Origin of the sequence: Roseovarius sp. (assembly GCF_048262375.1) — a bacterium.
In the GTDB taxonomy this organism is placed as follows: Bacteria; Pseudomonadota; Alphaproteobacteria; order Rhodobacterales; family Rhodobacteraceae; genus Roseovarius.
Genome location: NZ_JBLXFE010000017.1, coordinates 1 through 19,366, shown reverse-complemented (window position 1 = coordinate 19,366; position 19,366 = coordinate 1). Strand labels below are relative to the sequence as shown.

Sequence of the window (19,366 nt, the reverse complement as noted above, 5' to 3'; positions counted from 1 at the left end):
TGCGCCTGGTGCTTGAACAGGCGTCATGCCAATCCACGCAACCACCCTCGCGCTTCTGGCGCTCTCAGGCTTTTCAGGTTTTCTGGGCCAAGCCATCGGCTTGCCCCTGCCGTTCATGCTGGGCCCATTGGCAAGCTCTGCACTCATCGCGACCGCCCTGCCCGAGCGCTTGCCCACAGGCTATCGCTTTCCTCAAAAACTAAGATTGATGTTTATCGCCATCATCGGATTGATGATCGGGTCACAGGTCACGCCCGCGCTCTTTACCGAGGCCCATCATTATCTGCTAACCTTCGCTGCAGTCACAGTTTTTGTCGGTCTGGCACATGCCACAGGCTATGCCATCTTTCGCCAGATCGGCGGGTATGACAGCACCACGGCATTCTATGCCAGCACCCCCGGAGGTCTTTATGAAAGCATCGAGATGGGCGAGGCCGCCGGTGCCGACATGACCCGGCTGATGATGCAGCAATTCCTGCGCATCATCGTGGTGGTGACAGCGGTGCCGCTTGGCCTCTCGCTCTGGTTGGGCGCTCCGGTCGGCAGTTCCGGCGGCATGACGCTTGCCCGCGCCGAAGTGCCTTGGTCGGACCTGCCCCTGATCGTGCTGGCGGGTCTGGGCGGACTGGGGCTGGGTCATGTGCTGCGCCTGCCCGCCGGTCAGATGACCGGGCCCATGGCGCTTGCGGCGGCGCTGTCGCTGACCGGCTGGCTCAGCTTTGATATTCCACAATGGCTTGTAAACATGGCGCAAATCGTGCTTGGCACGACGCTTGGCATGCGGTTCACCGGGCTCAGTCGCGGCCTCTTGCTGCGCGGGGCGGCGCTCGCCATGACCTCAGTCGGGGCGATGCTGACGCTCGGGGTGTTGCTGGCGTTCTTGCTGCACATAGCGACAGGCGAGGCGGTGGATGTGCTCTTGATCACCCTTGCCCCCGGCGGCGTCACCGAAATGGCGCTTGTGGCGCTCAGCCTGAACGCCAATCCGGCCTTTGTCACCCTCCACCACATCTACCGTATCGTGCTCACGGTATTGACGCTTGGGGTTGTCACCCGTCTGCGCCAGCGCCAGCGCCGGAGGTGAGCAGTGAATTTGAGTGTTTGAGCCCCGAAGAAACGCCCCACTGCCTGAGAGAGGCTTTGACAGAACAGATGGCAATCGATATTTGAACGTATGTTCATTTAACCTCGGGAGGGCAGCATGCGCATTCAGGATACAGCCGCGATCATCACCGGCGGGGCCTCGGGCCTTGGCGAGGCGACCGCCCGGCATTTCCGCGAGATGGGAGCACAGGTAACGCTGCTCGACCGCGATGCAGACCGGGGTCAGGCCGTGGCCGAAGACATCGGCGCGCATTTTGCGCAAACCGACGTGACCGATGAGGCCTCGGTCGCCTCAGCCATCGCAAGTGCCAAATCCGCCATGGGCCGGATCACTGCGGCGGTCAATTGCGCGGGCATCGCCACCGGCGCCAAGGTGCTGGGTCGCGATGGCCCGCACCCGCTCGACGCCTTTCGCCGCACGCTCGATATCAATCTCGTGGGCACGTTCAACGTGGCCCGTCTGGCAGCGGCGGAAATGGCCAGCAACACACCGGACAGCGATGGCGCACGCGGCGTGATCATCAACACCGCCTCGATTGCTGCCTTTGACGGACAAAAGGGTCAGGCCGCCTATGCCGCGTCAAAGGGCGGGATCGTCGGCCTCTCGCTGCCGATGGCGCGCGATCTGGCCCGCGAGGGAATCCGCGTGATGGCCATCGCACCGGGGATCTTTGCCACCCCGATGCTGCGCGGCCTGCCACAAGACGTGCAAGACACGCTTGCCGCCGAGGTCACCTGCCCCAAGCGCCTTGGCGATCCCGCGGAATATGGCGCCCTCGCCCGGTTCATCATTGAATGCGGCTATCTCAACGGCGAGGTGATCCGCCTCGACGGGGCGCTGCGCATGCAGTAAGGCGCCGTCAGGCGCCCTCGGTCTCGATCTGTAATTCGCGGCCACAATGCTTGCAATGAATGGCGTCGGGGTCGTGTTTCAACAGCCCGCAACCCTCGCATTTATAGCGCACCTTTGAGGGCATAAAGATCGCACGCACCAGCCCGAGAAACAGGCCGACGCCAACCACCATGATTCCCACCGCCAAGAGACGCCCCTCGCCGCTGGTCATGATGATATCGCCAAAACCGGTGGTGGTCAGGGTCGTCACCGTGAAATAGAGCGCGTCAACATAGGTCTCCAACCCCGGCTCTTTACCGCCGCGCAACAGCAGCACAAGCGCGGTCATGGTAAAGATGAACACCAGCAGATTCACCGCCGCGACAATCGCATCCTCATGCAGCCGGAATATTCGCACATCGCGTCGCAGATCCCGAAGCAGATGATAGGAATGCAGCAGCCGCAACGCCCGCAAGAGACGCAAGGCGGCCCATCCCTGCCCCATGAACGGCACCGCCAGCAAAGAGGCGATCACCACAAGATCAACCCACACAAAGATCTGGCAAAGATGCCGTAATCGATTCTCGGCAAGCCAGAGCCGGCAAATGAAGTCCGCCAGAATCAGCGTTGCAATCAGCATATCCGCCAGAATCAGCATCGGGCTGAGTGGCAAAGGCGCTGTCGCAAGAAAGAAAAAGATGCTCAGCGCGTCAAAAATCAGCAGAGCGTAACGAAACCGCGTCGCACGCGTGCTGCGCCCCTGATACAGAAGCCGAATTCGGGTCTTGATGCCAGCCTTGGTCGTCGCCATGGTCTCAGCCTAGCGTTGATCCCGTCCCGGCTACAGCGGAAATCAGCCCTCGGCGCGTTCCGCCAGTGACAGCCACTCCTCTTCGGCATCCATCAGGGCTTGCTGACGGGTGCTCAGCGCTTCGGTAGCTTTTTTGAACTTCACCGGCTCGCGAGTGAAAAGCGCGGGATCGGCCAGCAGCTCTTCGAGCTTGGCAATCTCTGCGCCAAGCCGCTCGATCACCCCTGGCAATTCTTCGAACCGATGCTTTTCAGTAAAGCTAAGTCGTGTCGCAGCAGGTTTTGATTGCTTTAATTCTGGCTTTTTAGCTTCTGTTTTATCTGATTTTTTATCCACATCAGTGGTGGCTTCCACCGTCCGCTGCGCCCGGTAATCCGACCAGCCCCCGGCATAGGTTGTGGCGCGCCCGTCGCCCTCCATCGCGATGGTGGTGGTCGCAACCCGGTCCAGAAAATCGCGGTCATGGCTGACCAGCAGGACGGTGCCATCGTAATCGTCAAGCAATTCCTGCAAGAGATCGAGCGTCTCGATATCGAGATCATTCGTGGGCTCGTCGAGCACCAGCAGATTGCTCTCGCGCGCCATCAGCTTGGCCAGCAAAAGCCGCGCTTTCTCACCGCCGGACAAGGACTTGACCGGTGCACGCACCTGCCGCTCATCAAACAGGAAATCCTTGAGATAGCCCACCACATGCCGCGGCTGGCCACGCACCAGAACCTGATCGGCTTGCCCCGAGACGCGCATATCAACATCGCCAGTCAGGCTCTCCCATAGACTCATTTCCGGGTCCAGTTGGGCGCGCGCCTGATCAAATACGGCTGGCAACAGATTGGTGCCTTGGCTCACGCTGCCGCTGTCAGGTTCGATTTCCTTGAGCAGCATCTTGAGCAGCGTCGTCTTGCCCACACCATTGGGGCCGACAAAGGCCACACGGTCGCCGCGCAGAATCTTGATACTGAATTTCTGCAAGATGAGCTTGTCGCCGTAAGCTTTTGAAATATCGACAGCCTCAATCACCTTGCGCCCAGAAGACGGGCCCGAATCGAGCGCCATCGCCGCCGTGCCCTGACGCCGAATTTGACTGCTGCGCTCGGCGCGCAGTTCGGCCAGGGCGCGTACCCGTCCCTGATTGCGCTTGCGCCGCGCGCTGATGCCTTCGACCGCCCAGCGAGCTTCGGATTTGATCTTGCGGTCGAGCTTGTGGCGCTGCTGATCCTCTTCTTCCCAGACCTTGTCGCGCCACGTCTCGAAATGCTCGAATCCCTTTTCCTGTCGCCGCGTCATTCCCCTGTCAATCCAGAGGGTTGCACGCGTCAGTTCACGCAAAAACGCGCGGTCGTGGCTGATCAGAACGAATCCCTTGCGCGTCTCACGCAGCTCCGTTTCCAGCCAGGCAATCGCCTCGACATCAAGATGGTTGGTCGGCTCATCAAGCAGCATCAGATCGGGCGACTCGGCCATCAGCTTGGCCAAGGCCGCGCGTCGCCGCTCGCCCCCCGAGGCGGTGCTGACCGGCCGCGCAGGATCGAATTTCAGACCCTCGCCAGCCATCTCGACCCGGTACATCTCGCTCACGTCCAACGCGCTCGCGGCATAGTCCCCCAGCGTGGCAAACCCGGCCATGTCGGGTTCCTGCTCCATATAGCCTACGCTAATCCCCGGCGTGACGACCCGTGTGCCACGATCCGGCTCAACCAAGCCGGCCATCACCTTCATCAGCGTGGATTTTCCCGACCCGTTGCGCCCCACAAGCGCCACCCGGTCACCGGGTGGCACCACGAGCGAGAGGTTATGAAACACAGGCTCACCGCCAAAGGTGAGCGAAATGTCGGTGAGTTGTAAAAGGGGTGCGCGTGCCATGTGCGCGGGCTATCCTGCCGCCCCGGCACCGTCAAGGGATGTCAGCCTGCCAGTGCCCGCAACAACCGCTTTCGCGTGGCGGGAATCGCTCTGATCTCGACGCCAGTGAAAACATGTAACGTATTGAGGCTCCGGTCGATCACCGCATGATCGCTGACCCAGCCTCCCATCATCAGATAGGTGCGCAGAAGCGGCGGCATGTGCCGCATTGCCAGTTTCAGATCGGGTTTGTGCCACCGCAGACTCTGGCCAAAGCGAAACACGCTGGGGGCCTTGACCCGCGGCCACCAATGCTGCGGGGCCAGATGCCGCTCGCGCAACATGGCAAAGGCATCAACATAGGTCTCGGTCTCGGTGCCGTGAAAGGACGAACAACCGAACAGCATCTCGACCCTGTTGTCATCCACGAACCGCGTCATCGCCGCCCAAGCCATCCGCAGAATATCCGGATCAAGTCGCCCCGGCGCGATGCAAAACCGGCCCAATTCAGCCATCTTTCCCTCGAACACGGCCAAGGCCGACAATTCGTAGAACTGCGCCGAATAACTCTGAGCGATCTCAGCCCCGCCAGTCAGCAACAGCATCCTGAAGCAGCAGACCAGATCACCGGTCCTGGTCTCTTCGATGAGAATATGGGTGCAGATATCGTCGAACGCGTCCTGATCCAGCCCGCGCGCATCTCCAAGAAACGTCAGCGCGCGCAGGCGCTGTGCTGCATGGCAATCCTCTGACGTGCGACCAATTCGCGCCGTGTAGCGGTGTTCCCGAAGCTCTGGCATGCTGCAATCCCGATTGCACAGCGCAACCCTAATCCTGCCCGTTCATGCACGCAAGTTATGACGCGGGTGTGATCCCCCTCAGGCGCAGTGCTTAGTTCTCAAAGGCAGACGCCGGATTGAGATTGCCGATATTGCTCAGGATTTGACGCAGGAACCCGTTGCTGACCACCGAGGATTCGGTCACGCGGCGTGCAATCGGCACAACCTGACCGTCCTCCAGCCCGAATTCCTCGATATTGGCGATTGTGTCATCGTCGTTAAAGGAAATCGCCAGCACTCTGCGTTCAACGACCTGAGGGCGGTACATCCCGTATTCGCGCACCCGGCTGCGGACATAATAGTAATCGCCATCCGCCAACACGCCCGACAAAGACGGCGGTCCGACAACATCGTCCACCGTGGCACGGGTATCGACCCCCACCACGAGGTTTTGCAGGTCCTCTTCTGGCGGCATATATCCGTGATTGCGGTAGGTGGCAGAACAGCCGGTCACGACCATCAGACAGCAAAGCGCCAAAGCGCTGATCACTCGGTTTCGGATCGCTGTCATTTCTGCCCTCTTGTCTTGGCCGCCTTCGGCTTTTATCCCGCTTACAGCAAGGTGATGCAATGGTTCAAGAAAGGAAGCGAGGGGAAAGATGGCACAACACCCGCAAAAGACCGAGGTGATCCGCGTTGCCGATCTCTCAAGCCGACGTCCGGTGACCTTTGATCTGACCCCAAATTCGGCACAGTCAGAGGCTATCGCCAGCGACCTTGATCTGCTGGCTCTGCGCAAACTGCGCTTTCGCGGCACGCTCACCGCTGAGGGGCGCAAGGATTGGCTGTTGCAGGCCGATCTGGGGGCAACGGTGACACAGCCCTGCGTGGTCACGCTAGAGCCCGTTCAGACCCGCATTGATGAGAAAGTCACCCGACGGTTTTCGCCAGAGGCGGTTCTGGAGACCGCAGATCCCGGTAGCGAAATCGAAATGCCCGGTGATGACACGCTGGAACCCCTTGGGGCGGAAATTGACATCGCCCGAGTGATGATCGAGGCTCTGGCCTTGGCCCTTCCGCCCTATCCCCGCCGCGAGGGTGCAGAGCTTGGCAGTCTCGCAGTAGCCGAAGACGGCATAGCCCCCATGCAGGACGAAGAGACCAAGCCCTTTGCCGGTCTCGCCAGCCTGCGCGACAAGCTACGAAACGAAGATGACGCCTGAGCATTGCAGGATACCCCCAAGAATCGCTTGCCCCTGCATCAAATCTCTGTATTTTCCCGCTCTCACCGGAATTTGGGGTTGAACCGGCGGCTCGTAACATATTAAGAGCCGCGAACACCCGTGAAACAGGGCCATACAGGCCCACAGGAATTGAGGTTGCGACATGGCCGTCCAACAGAACAAAGTATCGAAATCGCGCCGCAACAATCGCCGCGCCCATGACGCGCTGGTTGCAGGCAATCCAAACGAATGCACCAACTGCGGCGAACTGAAGCGCCCGCATCATGTGTGCTCCGCGTGCGGACACTATGCCGACCGCGAGGTTGTGGCGCTGGTAGAAGAAATCGACCTGGAAGACGACGCGGCCTGAACCCGCGATAGGCGATTTGCTGCATGACCGCTCGCACGGATCATTCCAAGGCGGGTGCAGGACGCACCATAATCTCGGTTGACGCCATGGGCGGAGATCAGGGGCCGGCAACGGTTGTTGCCGGCATCGCCTATTCTGCGTCCAAGAACCCCGACATCGGATTCATCGTCCACGGCCCCCGTGAAGAACTGGAACGTCTGATTGCGCGTCGGCGCGGTCTGGCTGATCGGTGCGAAATCCGGCACGCGCCCGAAGTCGTCACAATGGACGACAAGCCATCGCATGTGGTGCGGCATGGCCGTAACACGTCGATGTGGTCCGCGCTGGAATCGGTGCGCATGGGCGAGGCGACTGTTTGCGTCTCTTGCGGCAACACCGGCGCACTGATGCTCATGTCAGTGATGCGCCTGCGCAAGCTTCCCGGTATCTACCGCCCGGCTATCGCAGTGATGTGGCCCTCAAGGAACCCCCAAAAGCACAATATCATGCTGGACGGCGGGGCCGATATTCGCGCCGACGCCAAAGACCTGATGCAATACGCGCTGATGGGGGCGTCCTACGCGCGCAACGGCTTTGGCCTCGCGCGCCCGCGCATCGGCCTGCTGAATGTCGGCACAGAAGAGCACAAGGGCCGCGCCGAACTCAAGGAAGCATACGATCTGATCGCAGCCAATGCGCGAATCGCGGATTTCGACTTTGTGGGCTTTGTTGAAGGGCGCGACCTGCCCGGCACCAAATGCGATGTGATCGTGACCGACGGCTTTACCGGCAATGTCGCGCTCAAGACTGGCGAAGGCATCGCCAAGCTGATCGCAGACCTGCTGCGCGAGGCCTTTGCCTATTCCTTCCTGTCGCGGCTGGCCTCGGTTTTGGCCTTAACGTCGCTCAGACGCCTGAAAAAGCGAATCGACCCGAGCCGCGCCAACGGTGGCGTGTTCCTTGGACTCAATGGCACCGTGGTCAAATCCCACGGCGCGGCCGATTCTACAGGCGTTTCCTCGGCTATCAAGCTGGCGTTCGAGCTGGCACAATCGGGCTTTTCTGACAGGCTGGCCGCGCGGGTTGCCTCTGCGGCCCTGCTGGATCAGGATGCCCTTCCAGAGCCCCAACCAGAGGCTGATACTGAATGACATTGCGCGCCGTTGTCCAAGGAATCGGACATTACCTACCAGACCGGATTGTCCCCAATTCGGAGTTTGAAAAGACTCTGGATACGTCTGACGAGTGGATCCGTACCCGGTCTGGAATCGAGCGTCGTCATTTTGCCGCCGACGACCAGACCACTTCGGATCTCGCCGTGCGTGCAGCCCGTGCAGCGCTCGAGAATGCAGGTCTTTTGCCCGATGACATCGACGGGATCATCGTGGCCACCTCGACCCCGGACCTGACCTTTCCCTCTGTGGCGACCATGGTGCAAAAAGACCTCGGCATGACACGCGGGTTCGGGTTTGACGTTCAGGCCGTCTGCGCGGGATTTATCTATGCGCTGACGACCGCCAATGCGCTCATCCTCTCGGGTCAGGCCCGGCGCATGCTGGTGATTGGCGCGGAAACCTTTAGTCGCATCATGGACTGGACTGACCGGTCGACCTGCGTGCTTTTTGGCGATGGCGCAGGCGCGCTGGTGCTTGAGGCTCAGGATGGCGCAGGCACCTCGGCGGATCGCGGCATTCTCGCCTCGGACCTCAATTCCGACGGGCGCTACCGTGATATGCTTTATGTCGATGGCGGCGTATCAAGCACCGGCGAGGCCGGTAAATTGCGCATGCAGGGCAATCCGCTGTTTCGTCAGGCTGTGGAAAAGCTCGCCTCGACCGCTGAGACAGCCCTTGAGAAAATCGGGCTGACGGGCGCAGATGTCGATTGGATCGTCCCTCATCAGGCCAATATCCGTATCATCCAAGGCACCGCCAAAAAACTCGGCCTGCCGATGGAGCGCGTCATCGTCACCGTGCAGGATCATGGCAACACCTCGGCCGCATCCATCCCATTGGCGCTCTCGGTCGGGGTTGCCACGGGCAAGATCAAACCCGGTGATCTGCTGCTTGCAGAAGCGATCGGCGGCGGTCTGGCTTGGGGTGCGGTGGCTCTTCGCTGGTGATTTCCGCCAAAATGCGCGGAAATATGCAGGTTAATCTCTGCCTGTAAGTTGTTGAGATTGACTCGGAAATCTCTTCGCCGCAATGTGTTGAAAAAAATCGCGGGGATGTGATGACCGACAAAACGTTGACACGGATGGATTTGAGCGAGGCTGTTTTTCGCGAAGTTGGATTGTCGCGCAACGATGCGGCCCAACTGGTTGAGAGTGTTCTGGACCATATGTCCGACGCTCTGGTGCGCGGCGAGCAGGTCAAGATATCGTCCTTTGGCACCTTCTCGGTGCGTGACAAAACCGCCCGTGTAGGGCGCAATCCCAAGACGGGCGAAGAAGTGCCGATCAACCCGCGTCGGGTTTTGACCTTTCGGCCCTCCCACCTGATGAAAGACCGCGTCGCCGACGGCACCAAAAGCTGAGGATACCGCCGCTTATGGGCAAAGCCGCCGACGCCTTTCGAACCATTAGCGAAGTCGCGGAATGGCTTGAAGTCCCGGCGCATGTTCTGAGATTCTGGGAAAGCAAGTTCACTCAGATCAAGCCGGTCAAACGCGCCGGCGGGCGGCGTTACTACCGCCCGGCGGACATGTCACTCTTGGGTGGCATCAAGGTGCTGCTGCACGATCAGGGCATGACAATCAAGGGTGCGCAAAAGTATCTGCGCGAGCATGGTATTCAGGAGGTATGTCGCCTGTCGCCATCCTTGGACGACGAATCCCACGAAGAGCTAAGTGGTATCGCGCTTGATGTAGCCACAGATCCGGCGCGCCCTGCCGACGTGCTGGCCTTCGCACGGTCTGACACCTCGGGATCGGGTCCTGAACCAGACGACGCCGAGACAACCGCCCCGGTCACGACTGACGACAGTATCGCCCTTGACGATGCCGCGATCGAGAATCCCCCCCCACAGACGCCTCAGGACACTGATGAGGATGCTCCGCTCGCCGCGCCCGAAGCTAAGCCAGAGGCTCTGTCACCTGCGGATGACGCCCCCACCGGCTCTCCGGAACCAGAGGCCGAGCCAACACCGGACCGAGAAGATAGTCCCGTCATAGTGTCAGCTCCAGATCAGCCGCCTGTCCCAGCCGACGCGTCAGAACCGGTGGAACAGGCTGGACCAGCCCCCCTGACACAGCCTGATTTGCCCGAGGATCCCGCCGATAGCCTCGACACCCCACCCGGATTGCTGACAGCCCTCAGCGCTCTGCCCCGGCCGATTTCACCGGAAATCGCCGCCCGCCTCGCGCCGCTTGTTGCGGCGCTCAAGGCACAGACAGCCCCCAACACGAGAGAGCGGTAAATCCCTACCAAAATTCGGGATTTACCTCTTGCCCCGCCGGTCAAAATCGCTATGAACAGCCCATCGTCGGGCTATAGCGCAGCCTGGTAGCGCGTCCGTCTGGGGGACGGAAGGTCGCAGGTTCAAGTCCTGCTAGCCCGACCAAATCTACCGACGATCCCGCCCGCCTGGGCCCCTCGGGCACCCTGTCCCGGATGCGGGGCAGCAAGGGGGCAGTGATGACCGGGGTTCTTTCCAGCCAGCAAATTCGCGATATGATCGCGGGCCGCCAGTTGACGGCTGACCCAGCGATCCTGAACGAACAGGTACAACCCGCCAGCCTCGATTTGCGCCTCGGGCAAATGGCCTATCGGGTGCGTGCCTCTTTCCTCACCGGGGCCGGACGGACCGTGTCCAGCCGGTTGTCAGAATTCGAAATGCACAGGATCGATCTCAGCGCCGGTGCGGTGCTGGAAAAAGGCTGTGTCTACGTTGTGCCGCTCATGGAATCCCTCGCCCTACCCTTGGGCGTGCAGGCGGTCGCCAATGCCAAATCCTCAACCGGACGGCTTGATCTTCTGACCCGACTCATAACCGATGGCGGCGTCGAATTTGACCGCGTGGCCCCCGGCTATACGGGGCCACTCTACGCCGAAATTTGCCCCAGATCATTCTCGGTGCTGGTGCGTCCCGGCATGCGCCTCAATCAGATCCGCTTTCGTGCCGGGCAAGCGGTGCTTTCGGATGACGGCTTGCGCGCGCTGCACGCGCAGACGCCTTTGGTGGATGGGACCGCCGTGATTGATGAGGGGCTCGGCTTCTCGGTTGATCTGCGCCCTGCGTCCGGCACGCTCGTCGGCTACCGCGCCAAACCACATACCGGCGTGATCGACCTTGACCGGATCGGGTATTACGATCCCGCCGCCTATTGGGAAGAGGTGCATTCCGACAACGGCCAGATCATTCTCGATCCCGGTGCCTTCTATATTCTCGTCAGCCGCGAGGCGGTGCATATCCCGCCCGAATGTGCCGCAGAAATGGCCCCCTATGTGGCCATGGTTGGGGAATTCCGGGTGCATTACGCCGGTTTCTTCGATCCCGGATTCGGCCATGCCGCCGCCGGTGGCACCGGCTCACGCGGCGTGCTCGAAGTGCGCTGCCACGAGGCACCCTTCGTGCTGGAACACGGCCAGATCGTGGGACGGCTTGTCTATGAACACATGGACCGCGTGCCCGATCAACTCTATGGTGCGGGTATTGCCTCGAACTATCAGGGTCAGGGCCTGAAACTTTCCAAACATTTCAAGGCGTAACGACCTCAGAACAGACCGGTTTTACGCCCCGGTTTCATCGTCTGACGGCCGCGCTGCACGGTTTTCTGGACATCGGGCGCGGGACCTCTGCCAGTGTTCATGCGCTTGCTCACTGCATTCATGCCGCTGCGCATAACCTGCCGGAGGATCATGCGAACGACCATATTGATCATCTGATTGGCGTTCATTTTGCTGCTCCCTCTTGCTGCCTCCGGGCGATCGATATCATCAAACCATGCCCATTTCAGGGCAAACTGACAATTTTCGCTCAAACCGCTTGTCCTTGACGCAATTACGCGCGTCGTAGGTTGCGACACGCCACGCTCAATCCTCAAAGAGCTCGTTCTGTCCCGGCGCACCTTCGTCCTCGTCGCTATCCCCACTGCCCATCTGAGGCATGGTTCCCGGCGGCGGACGATTGTCCAAGAGACCGGCGGCCCGCAATTCCTTGAGCCCGGGCAGATCGCGCGCACTCTCCAGCCCGAAATGATCCAGAAATTCTTGCGTCACGACAAATGTCACCGGTCGCCCCGGCGTCATCTTGCGCCGTCCAAACCGGATCCACTCCATCTCCAGCAGTTGATCAACCGTGCCCCGACTGACCGCAACACCACGGATCTCTTCGATTTCCGCGCGGGTTACCGGCTGATGATAGGCGATGATCGCCAGAGTCTCGATGGCGGCCCGGCTCAGCTTGCGGGTCTCGATCGTCTCACGGCTCATCAGATAACCAAGGTCCGGCGCTGTGCGCATCGCCCAGGCATCGCCGACCTTGACCACCCGCACGCCGCGCCCTTCGTAACGTTTGCGCAGATGCACCAATGCCTCGGCGGGGTCGCTGCCATGCGGCATGCGCTCGGCCATGTCACGGGTCGTGAGCGGCTCCGCGCTCGCAAAGAGCATCGCCTCAATCATGCGCTCCTGCTCCGCAATTGGCGGGGCCTCAAACAGGCTTTTTTCTTTTTCTACAGGTGCTTCCGACATTCTCTTAATCCTTGCGGCGCAGCTCGATCGGCGCGAAAACCTCTGCTTGTCTTAGCTCTGCGCGCCCTTCCTTGACCAGTTCCAGCGCCGCCGCAAAGGTCGAAGCCGTGGCCGAACGCCGCCGCACCGGATCGCGGGTAAATCCATCGGGCAGATAGCTCACGATATCCGTCCATGTGCCGGCAAAACCGATCAGCCCGCGCATCCGCTCCAGCGCTTGTTCCATGGTGAACAGCGCGTCACGATCCATGACAAATGGACGAAACTCATCCCGCGTCCGAATGCGCGCATAGCCCTGCATGAGATCGAGCAGCGTCGCCGTATAGGTGACCCGCCGCAGCCGTGCCACATCTTCGGGAATACCGCGCGCAAAGAAATCCCGCCCCAGCCGGTCACGGCCCATCAGCCGCGCCGCGCAATCGCGCATCGCCTGCAGGCGCTCAAGCTGAAACGCCAGATGCGCGGCAAGATCCTCGCCCGATGGCCCCTCTTCAGAGGGATCAGGCGGCAACAACAGCCGTGACTTAAGAAAGGCGAGCCACGCCGCCATCACCAGATAATCCGCCGCCAATTCCAGCCGCAGCGCCTTGGCCTGTTCGACAAATGCCAGATATTGCCGCGCCAGATCCAGCACCGAAATTTTGCGCAAGTCCACCTTTTGGGTCCGGCTCAGCGTCAACAGCAGGTCCAGCGGCCCTTCAAACCCGTCAACATCGACGATCAGCGCCTCAGCCGCCAACCGTTCGGCCACGCGCGCGGGCTTGTCTGTGTTCTCGAAATCGTCCTCAGCCATGCGCACACCCGCCCGTCAGCGCATCAAGCTGTGCCGAGAGGGCGGAAATGTCAATCGCATCGGGGGTCTTGCGCCATGTCAGCGCACGGATTGCCCGTACCTGTGCCGCGTCGGTCATCTCGCCCGCCGCCTCAGCCACCGCTTGTCGCTCGGCCAGCGTGCCATTGCAGTGCAGGATCACATCACAGCCCGCCGCAAGCGCTGCGCGCGACAGGTCGGACAAGCTGCCATGCAACGCTTTCATCGAAATGTCATCGGTCATGATCACCCCGTCAAAGCCGATCTCGTCGCGGATCACCTGCATCATGCGCCGCGACAACGTCGCCGGCTCAGGGTCAATCGCCGAATAGACCAAATGCGCGGTCATACCCAACGGCAGGTTGTTCAACGCGCGAAACGGCGCAAAATCGCTCTCGCTCAGCACGGAATGCGGGGCTGTAACCACCGGCAGATCATGGTGGCTGTCAGCCTCGGCGCGACCGTGGCCGGGGATATGTTTCACCACCGGCAATACGCCACCGTCCAGAAGCCCATGCGCCACCGCACGGCCAAGCTGCGCCACCGTATGGGGATCAGTTCCATAACACCGGTTGCGCAGAAATGGATGCGTCGCAGGCCCCGCCACGTCAACCAGCGGCGCACAATTGCTGTCGATGCCAAGGTCGTGCAACTCTGCCGCAATCAGCCGGTATCGCAGATACATCGCGGTTTTCGCCTGCGCGCCCGCCATCTCGGCGTGATCCAGAGGGGCTGGCCATTCGCGCCAGAGCGGTGCGCGCAAACGCTGCACGCGGCCACCTTCCTGATCAATGGTGATCAGCGCATTGTGCCCAACCGCCTCGCGCATCTCGGCGCAGAGCGCGCGCACCTGATCCGGGCTGTCGATGTTACGGGCAAAGAGAATAAAGCCAAACGGCCGCGTATCGCGAAAGAACGCTTTTTCCTCTGAGCTAAGCCGCAGACCCTCGGCATCGAGGATCGTCGCACCGAACCGCGTCACCGCGTAACCACAGGGATACACTCGGCCCGTTCCGCCACCAGCGCCGAACAAAACCGCCGCGCGTCGCCCAGATCGGCAAAGCCCATGGCGCGCAACCGGTAAAAGGTGCGCCCGCCGCTTTCCGCGCGCTGGATCACACGCTGTTTGCCTTCCATGAAATCCCCAAACCGACCAGAAAGCCGGTCCCATTCCGCACGCGCCACCTCGGCGGAATCAAACGCCCCAAGCTGGGCCAGACGCGTGCCAAGCGGAATTGTTGCCGCATCCACCTCGTCCAATGGGGCGGATCGCGCGGCCGCCACGGCATAGGCAACGGCATCCGATACAGAGGTCAGCGAGGCCGGGCGCGCGCGCGGGCGCGTCACCGGGGCTGCGCTCCGGGTCGCCACGGCTTCAATCTCAGCCTCCGGGGATTCCGCCGCATCAGGCTCAGTCACGTCTTCTTTTAGCGGAGCAATCGGCGCGACACCGGCTGCGATCTGATCCGCGAGCGCCAGAACAGAGGCTTTGCGTATCTGTTCTGGGGCGGCCGATGGATCACGCTCCGCCGCCTCTGCCGTGGGCCGCGCGTCGATCACAGCAGACGCTTGTGTCAGCGGCATCACATCGTCCAACGACAATTCGAGCGGCGGTGGCGCCAGAACCAGCCTGTCCGCAGGAGCCGCCGCGGTGCCTTCGGCCGCAACCGCATTGACCGCCAGCCCCTGATGGGCGGCGGCGTCCCCTCCGGGATCGGCGGGGGCCTCGCGCATCGGTCCTTGCGTGGCGCGCACCACCGGCACGCCGGACACGTCACGCATAATCATCTTGTAACCCCAGACACCCACCCCCGCGACAAGCGCGAGTGATAGAACCGCCCCGGTCAGATTTGTCAGCCTGACAATAAAATTCGCCCGCTCAGGCCCTGCCTCGGGCCGTGCATAGTGCCTGTCTGCCATTGTCCGCCTCTTGCTCTCCGGCGGTGTATGGCCGCCGGGGATGTCGTGATCCGCCTCACCCCCGGCTTTGGTGCGTTAACGCATCTCTTCCGCCGGAGTTACGCCCAGAATACCAAGACCAGAGGAAATAACAACGGTTACAGCACGCGCGAGGGCGATTTTCGCCTGTGACGTGGCAAAGTCGCCCTCTTGGATGAAGCGCAAGGACGGATCGTCATTGCCCCGGTTCCACAGGCTGTGCAGATCAGACGCCAGATCATAGAGATAGAACGCCACGCGGTGCGGCTCGTTGGTGCGGCCAGCAATCTCAACCAGACGTGGCCATTCGGCGATCTTGCGCGCGACGTTGAGTTCTGCCTCGTGGCTCAGCCCCGACAAATCAGCCTGCGCCAGCGTGGCATCGTCCACCGCAATCCCGGCCTCCGACGCCTTGCGCAGCACCGAATTCACCCGCGCATTGGCATATTGCACATAGAACACCGGATTGTCCTTGGATTGCTCCAGCACCTTGTCGAAATCGAAATCCAAGGGCGCGTCATTCTTGCGCGTGAGCATCACAAAGCGCGTCACATCCGCACCGACCAGATCCACCACGTCGCGCAGCGTGACAAAGGTGCCCGCCCGCTTTGACATCTTGAACGGCTCGCCATTCTTGTAGAGCTTGACCAATTGGCAAAGCTTTATATCGACCGGCACCCGCCCATTGGACAGCGCCGAGACCGCCGCCTTCATCCGTTTGACATAGCCGCCATGATCCGCGCCGAACACGTCGATCAGCAGGTCAAAACCCCGGCTGATCTTGTCATAATGATAGGCGATATCGGGCGCGAAATAGGTCCATCCGCCGTCAGATTTCATGATCGGGCGATCCACGTCATCGCCATGTTCGGTTGATTTGAACAGCGTCTGTTCGCGCGGCTCCCAGTCCTCGGGCATCTTGCCCTTGGGGGGCTCCAGCACACCGCGATAGATCAGGCCCTTGCCCCGCAAATCCTCAATGGCCGCTTCGATCCGGCCCGTGCCATAGAGCGATTTTTCCGAATAGAACACGTCCATCTTGACGCCAAGCGCCGCCAGATCCTCGCGGATGAGCGCCATCATACGATCCGTGGCAAAGTCGCGGATCGGTTCCAGCCAGACATTCTCAGGCTCGTCCAGATAGGCATCCCCGACCTCGGCCTTAAGAGCCTCGCCCACCTCGATCAGATAATCGCCGGGATAGGTGCCATCGGCAAAGGCCACCGCCTGCCCATGCGCTTCAAGATAGCGCAGATAGACCGACCGCGCGAGCACGTCGACCTGTGCGCCGCCGTCGTTGATGTAATATTCCCGCGTGACCTCATAGCCGACGAAATCCAAGAGGCTCGCCAAAGCGTCGCCAAAAACCGCACCGCGGGTGTGCCCCACATGCAGCGGACCGGTGGGATTGGCGCTGACATATTCCACATTGACGCGCTTGCCCTTCCCCATTGTCGAGCGGCCGAAATTCACGCCTTCTTTCAGGGCGGCCTGCGTCACACTTTGCCAGAGCACCGGCGACAGCCGCAGATTGAGAAACCCCGGTCCCGCCACGTCGGCGCTGTCGATCCGAGGATCATCCGCCAGCCGTGCCGCCAGCGCATCGGCGATATCGCGCGGCTTCAGCCCGGCAGGCTTGGCCAGCACCATCGCCGCGTTGGTTGCCATGTCGCCATGCGCAGGGTCGCGCGGTGGCTCGACCGTGACATTGGCCAGATCCAGCCCCTCTGGCAACTGGCCCCCGGCCTGCATCGCAGCCAACGTTTCCAGCACGAGGTCGCGAATATCGGTAAAAAGGTTCATAAAAGCTATCCTTGCTGCATTGCGGTGGGTTACCCACTGGCGAGAGGCGCGTCAATCACAAGCCGCGCGCGCCCTCGACACAAAGACCCGATCACAGAGCGTCAAAGCCCTTCTGCGTCGGGCATCAGATCGGGATTGCCCGTCAGGCGCGCATGTTCCTGCAGCGCGAAACGATCTGTCATCCCGGCAATATAATCGCTCACCAATCGTGCGAGCGCGGTTTGATCCCTAGCCTGCGCCACATCCTTGCGCCATTCCTCTGGCAGATGTTGCGGCGCATTCAGGTAATGCGGAAAGAGGTCCGTCACCACACGGTGAACACGCGTCCGCACCGCATTGACTTCGGGGGCGCGGTACATCCGGGCGAACAAAAAGGCCCGGATCTGCTTGAGATCCTCCCACAGCCCCGTCGAAAAGCGGATTACCGGGCGGCCCAGGTAACGCACTTCGGCGGCACTGGTTGGCCGGGCCTCTTGCAAGGCACGGCGTGAGCAGTCAATCACATCCCCCACCATCACACCGAACACCCGGCGCAACGCCTCATGCCGGCGCCGTTTGGGATCAAGACCGGGATAGAGCCGATCCACCTCGGCGTAACTGTCCCCGACGATGGGCAGCTTCGCGATTTCGTCATCGGTAAACAGGCGCGCGCGCAATCCATCGTGCAGATCGTGGTTGTTATAGGCAATATCATCCGAGAGCGCCGCCACCTGCGCCTCGGCGCTGGCATGGGTGTGCAGTTCAAGATCATGGCGCGCATTGTAATCCGCCAAGGCATAAGGCAGCGCGCCCGTCACCGGGCCATTGTGCTTGGCCAGCCCCTCCAACGTCTCCCATGTCAGGTTGAGCCCGTCGAACGCCGCGTAATGTCGCTCCAGCGCCGTCACGATCCGCACCGCCTGAGCGTTGTGATCAAATCCGCCATAAGGCGCCATCAACCCATTCAGCGTATCCTCACCGGCATGGGCAAAGGGCGGATGCCCCAGATCATGCGCCAGCGCCACCGCCTCGGTCAACTCGCCATTCAGCCCAAGCGCCCCGGCGATGGTGCGCGCCACCTGCGCCACCTCGATGGAATGCGTCAGCCGCGTGCGAAAATAATCGCCCTCATGCGCGACAAAGACCTGCGTTTTGTGTTTCAGGCGGCGAAAGGCACTGGAATGAATGATCCGGTCACGGTCACGCTGAAAGGGCGAGCGAAACACACTCTCCTCCTCGGGCACAAGACGTCCCCGGATCACAGTAGGATCAGAGGCATAGAGAGCGGTCATTGCGGGATATCCTTGTCGCCAGAGGCCATGGACCATATATTGCAGTTGAACAGAAACGTAAAACACCCCGGAGCCCGTCATGCAACTGCCGCCCAAGGTAACATCCCGTGCCTTTGCCCGTCTGGCCGAAATCGGCGCAGGCAATCAGGGTCAGGCCCTGCGCATCGCGGTCGAGGGCGGTGGCTGTTCCGGTTTTCAATACGATATCCGGCTGGATCAACCGGCGCAGGATGATCTGATTCTCGAAGGCGCGGGGCAAAAGGTGGTGGTGGATTCCGTGTCCCTGCCCTTCCTGTCCGGGGCCACGATTGATTTCAGCGAGGAACTGATCGGCGCGCGCTTTGTCATCGACAATCCCAACGCCTCTTCCTCCTGCGGCTGCGGCACCTCGTTTTCGATGTGACCGCTTGTCACCCTCGCCCCCCTGCGCGATAGAGAGGGCTCAGACCAAGAGGGGGACCGCGCCATGAAAATCGCCACGTTCAACATCAACGGCGTCAAGGCCCGGATCGAGGCGCTTCCTGCGTGGCTGGACGAGGCCGCGCCTGATGTAGCCCTCCTGCAAGAGATCAAATCCATAGATGAGGGTTTCCCGCGCGAGATATTCGAGGATCGCGGCTATAACGTCGAAACCCACGGGCAAAAGGGCTTTAACGGGGTGGCGATCCTGTCGAAACGCCCGCTTGAGGATGTGACGCGCGGTCTGCCGGGCGACGAGAGCGACGAACAGGCCCGCTGGATCGAGGCGACGGTCATGGGCGAACATCGGGCGGTCCGGCTCTGCGGTCTCTACCTGCCCAACGGCAACCCGGCGCCGGGGCCGAAATACGACTACAAACTGGCGTGGATGGAGCGCCTGCGCGCCCGTTACTTCTCAGGCGGCGACGGTCGAAGGGATCGACAGGGAGGTCTCG

At 61.2% G+C, this 19,366-nt stretch carries 22 protein-coding genes and 1 tRNA gene; 12 read left to right on the top strand and 11 right to left on the bottom strand.

Annotation, left to right across the window (positions count from 1 at the left end; translation table 11 throughout):
• Window positions 1-25 precede the first annotated feature (25 nt).
• A complete protein-coding gene (locus ACN0SW_RS15735; protein ID WP_417728879.1) occupies window positions 26-1,084 on the top strand; it encodes an AbrB family transcriptional regulator in 1,059 nt (352 codons plus the stop codon).
• A 117-nt stretch (window positions 1,085-1,201) separates the two neighbouring features.
• Window positions 1,202-1,957, top strand: a complete 756-nt coding sequence (locus ACN0SW_RS15730) for an SDR family NAD(P)-dependent oxidoreductase (protein WP_417728878.1) — start codon at window positions 1,202-1,204, stop codon at window positions 1,955-1,957.
• A 7-nt stretch (window positions 1,958-1,964) separates the two neighbouring features.
• On the opposite strand, the gene ACN0SW_RS15725 is transcribed toward ACN0SW_RS15730, so the two are convergent.
• From ACN0SW_RS15725 to ACN0SW_RS15710, 4 genes are all read right to left on the bottom strand, one after another.
• Window positions 1,965-2,747, bottom strand: coding sequence for an ion channel (locus tag ACN0SW_RS15725; protein ID WP_417728877.1), 783 nt, complete (start codon window positions 2,745-2,747; stop codon window positions 1,965-1,967).
• A 42-nt stretch (window positions 2,748-2,789) separates the two neighbouring features.
• Entirely contained in the window at window positions 2,790-4,607 is a 1,818-nt protein-coding gene (locus tag ACN0SW_RS15720) for an ABC-F family ATP-binding cassette domain-containing protein (protein ID WP_417728876.1), read from the bottom strand.
• A gap of 41 nt (window positions 4,608-4,648) precedes the next feature.
• Window positions 4,649-5,386 (bottom strand): GNAT family N-acetyltransferase, encoded by a 738-nt coding sequence (locus ACN0SW_RS15715; protein WP_417728875.1) that lies wholly within the window; start codon window positions 5,384-5,386, stop codon window positions 4,649-4,651.
• Window positions 5,387-5,477: 91 nt separating this feature from the next.
• Complete coding sequence (locus ACN0SW_RS15710; protein ID WP_417728874.1) at window positions 5,478-5,936, bottom strand: outer membrane protein assembly factor BamE; 459 nt, start codon at window positions 5,934-5,936, stop codon at window positions 5,478-5,480.
• Window positions 5,937-6,024: 88 nt separating this feature from the next.
• Between ACN0SW_RS15710 and ACN0SW_RS15705 the strand changes: the two genes are divergently transcribed.
• The 8 genes from ACN0SW_RS15705 (at window position 6,025) to ACN0SW_RS15670 (ending at window position 11,645) form a co-directional block, all read left to right on the top strand.
• Window positions 6,025-6,588, top strand: a complete 564-nt coding sequence (locus ACN0SW_RS15705; RefSeq protein ID WP_417728873.1) for a YceD family protein — start codon at window positions 6,025-6,027, stop codon at window positions 6,586-6,588.
• Between the two features lie 163 nt (window positions 6,589-6,751).
• Window positions 6,752-6,958 carry a 50S ribosomal protein L32 gene (gene rpmF / locus ACN0SW_RS15700; RefSeq protein WP_008281050.1) on the top strand — a complete coding sequence of 69 codons (207 nt, stop codon included), beginning with the start codon at window positions 6,752-6,754 and terminating at the stop codon, window positions 6,956-6,958.
• A 23-nt stretch (window positions 6,959-6,981) separates the two neighbouring features.
• Entirely contained in the window at window positions 6,982-8,088 is a 1,107-nt protein-coding gene (gene plsX / locus ACN0SW_RS15695) for a phosphate acyltransferase PlsX (protein WP_417728872.1), read from the top strand.
• Complete coding sequence (locus tag ACN0SW_RS15690; RefSeq protein ID WP_417728871.1) at window positions 8,085-9,059, top strand: beta-ketoacyl-ACP synthase III; 975 nt, start codon at window positions 8,085-8,087, stop codon at window positions 9,057-9,059. Before plsX ends, ACN0SW_RS15690 begins: the two co-directional genes overlap by 4 nt.
• A gap of 110 nt (window positions 9,060-9,169) precedes the next feature.
• Complete coding sequence (ihfA, locus tag ACN0SW_RS15685) at window positions 9,170-9,472, top strand: integration host factor subunit alpha (RefSeq protein WP_040651643.1); 303 nt, start codon at window positions 9,170-9,172, stop codon at window positions 9,470-9,472.
• Between the two features lie 14 nt (window positions 9,473-9,486).
• Window positions 9,487-10,353: a MerR family transcriptional regulator gene (locus tag ACN0SW_RS15680; protein WP_417728870.1), complete on the top strand. Its 867-nt coding sequence runs from the start codon at window positions 9,487-9,489 to the stop codon at window positions 10,351-10,353.
• 67 nt (window positions 10,354-10,420) lie between these two features.
• Window positions 10,421-10,497: transfer RNA gene (locus ACN0SW_RS15675), tRNA-Pro, on the top strand.
• 74 nt (window positions 10,498-10,571) lie between these two features.
• On the top strand, window positions 10,572-11,645 hold the full coding sequence (locus ACN0SW_RS15670) for a 2'-deoxycytidine 5'-triphosphate deaminase (RefSeq protein ID WP_417728869.1): 1,074 nt from the start codon (window positions 10,572-10,574) through the stop codon (window positions 11,643-11,645).
• A gap of 5 nt (window positions 11,646-11,650) precedes the next feature.
• On the opposite strand, the gene ACN0SW_RS15665 is transcribed toward ACN0SW_RS15670, so the two are convergent.
• From ACN0SW_RS15665 to ACN0SW_RS15635, 7 genes are all read right to left on the bottom strand, one after another.
• Window positions 11,651-11,917, bottom strand: coding sequence for a hypothetical protein (locus ACN0SW_RS15665; protein WP_417728868.1), 267 nt, complete (start codon window positions 11,915-11,917; stop codon window positions 11,651-11,653).
• A gap of 52 nt (window positions 11,918-11,969) precedes the next feature.
• A complete protein-coding gene (gene scpB, locus ACN0SW_RS15660; protein WP_417728867.1) occupies window positions 11,970-12,629 on the bottom strand; it encodes an SMC-Scp complex subunit ScpB in 660 nt (219 codons plus the stop codon).
• A gap of 4 nt (window positions 12,630-12,633) precedes the next feature.
• Window positions 12,634-13,422, bottom strand: coding sequence for a segregation and condensation protein A (locus tag ACN0SW_RS15655; RefSeq protein ID WP_417728866.1), 789 nt, complete (start codon window positions 13,420-13,422; stop codon window positions 12,634-12,636).
• Entirely contained in the window at window positions 13,415-14,443 is a 1,029-nt protein-coding gene (gene nagZ, locus ACN0SW_RS15650) for a beta-N-acetylhexosaminidase (RefSeq protein ID WP_417728865.1), read from the bottom strand. Before nagZ ends, ACN0SW_RS15655 begins: the two co-directional genes overlap by 8 nt.
• Window positions 14,419-15,360 carry an SPOR domain-containing protein gene (locus tag ACN0SW_RS15645; RefSeq protein WP_417728864.1) on the bottom strand — a complete coding sequence of 314 codons (942 nt, stop codon included), beginning with the start codon at window positions 15,358-15,360 and terminating at the stop codon, window positions 14,419-14,421. Before ACN0SW_RS15645 ends, nagZ begins: the two co-directional genes overlap by 25 nt.
• A gap of 75 nt (window positions 15,361-15,435) precedes the next feature.
• Window positions 15,436-17,181 (bottom strand): arginine--tRNA ligase, encoded by a 1,746-nt coding sequence (argS, locus tag ACN0SW_RS15640; RefSeq protein ID WP_417728863.1) that lies wholly within the window; start codon window positions 17,179-17,181, stop codon window positions 15,436-15,438.
• 101 nt (window positions 17,182-17,282) lie between these two features.
• Window positions 17,283-18,452 (bottom strand): deoxyguanosinetriphosphate triphosphohydrolase, encoded by a 1,170-nt coding sequence (locus tag ACN0SW_RS15635; protein WP_417728862.1) that lies wholly within the window; start codon window positions 18,450-18,452, stop codon window positions 17,283-17,285.
• A 79-nt stretch (window positions 18,453-18,531) separates the two neighbouring features.
• Here ACN0SW_RS15635 and ACN0SW_RS15630 point away from each other — a divergent pair, with 79 nt between their 5' ends.
• The gene (locus ACN0SW_RS15630) at window positions 18,532-18,855 is read left to right on the top strand and encodes a HesB/IscA family protein (protein WP_417728861.1); all 324 of its coding nucleotides are present in this window, start codon (window positions 18,532-18,534) and stop codon (window positions 18,853-18,855) included.
• A gap of 63 nt (window positions 18,856-18,918) precedes the next feature.
• A partial coding sequence (locus ACN0SW_RS15625; RefSeq protein WP_417728860.1) for an exodeoxyribonuclease III occupies window positions 18,919-19,366 on the top strand: 448 nt, incomplete at its 3' end.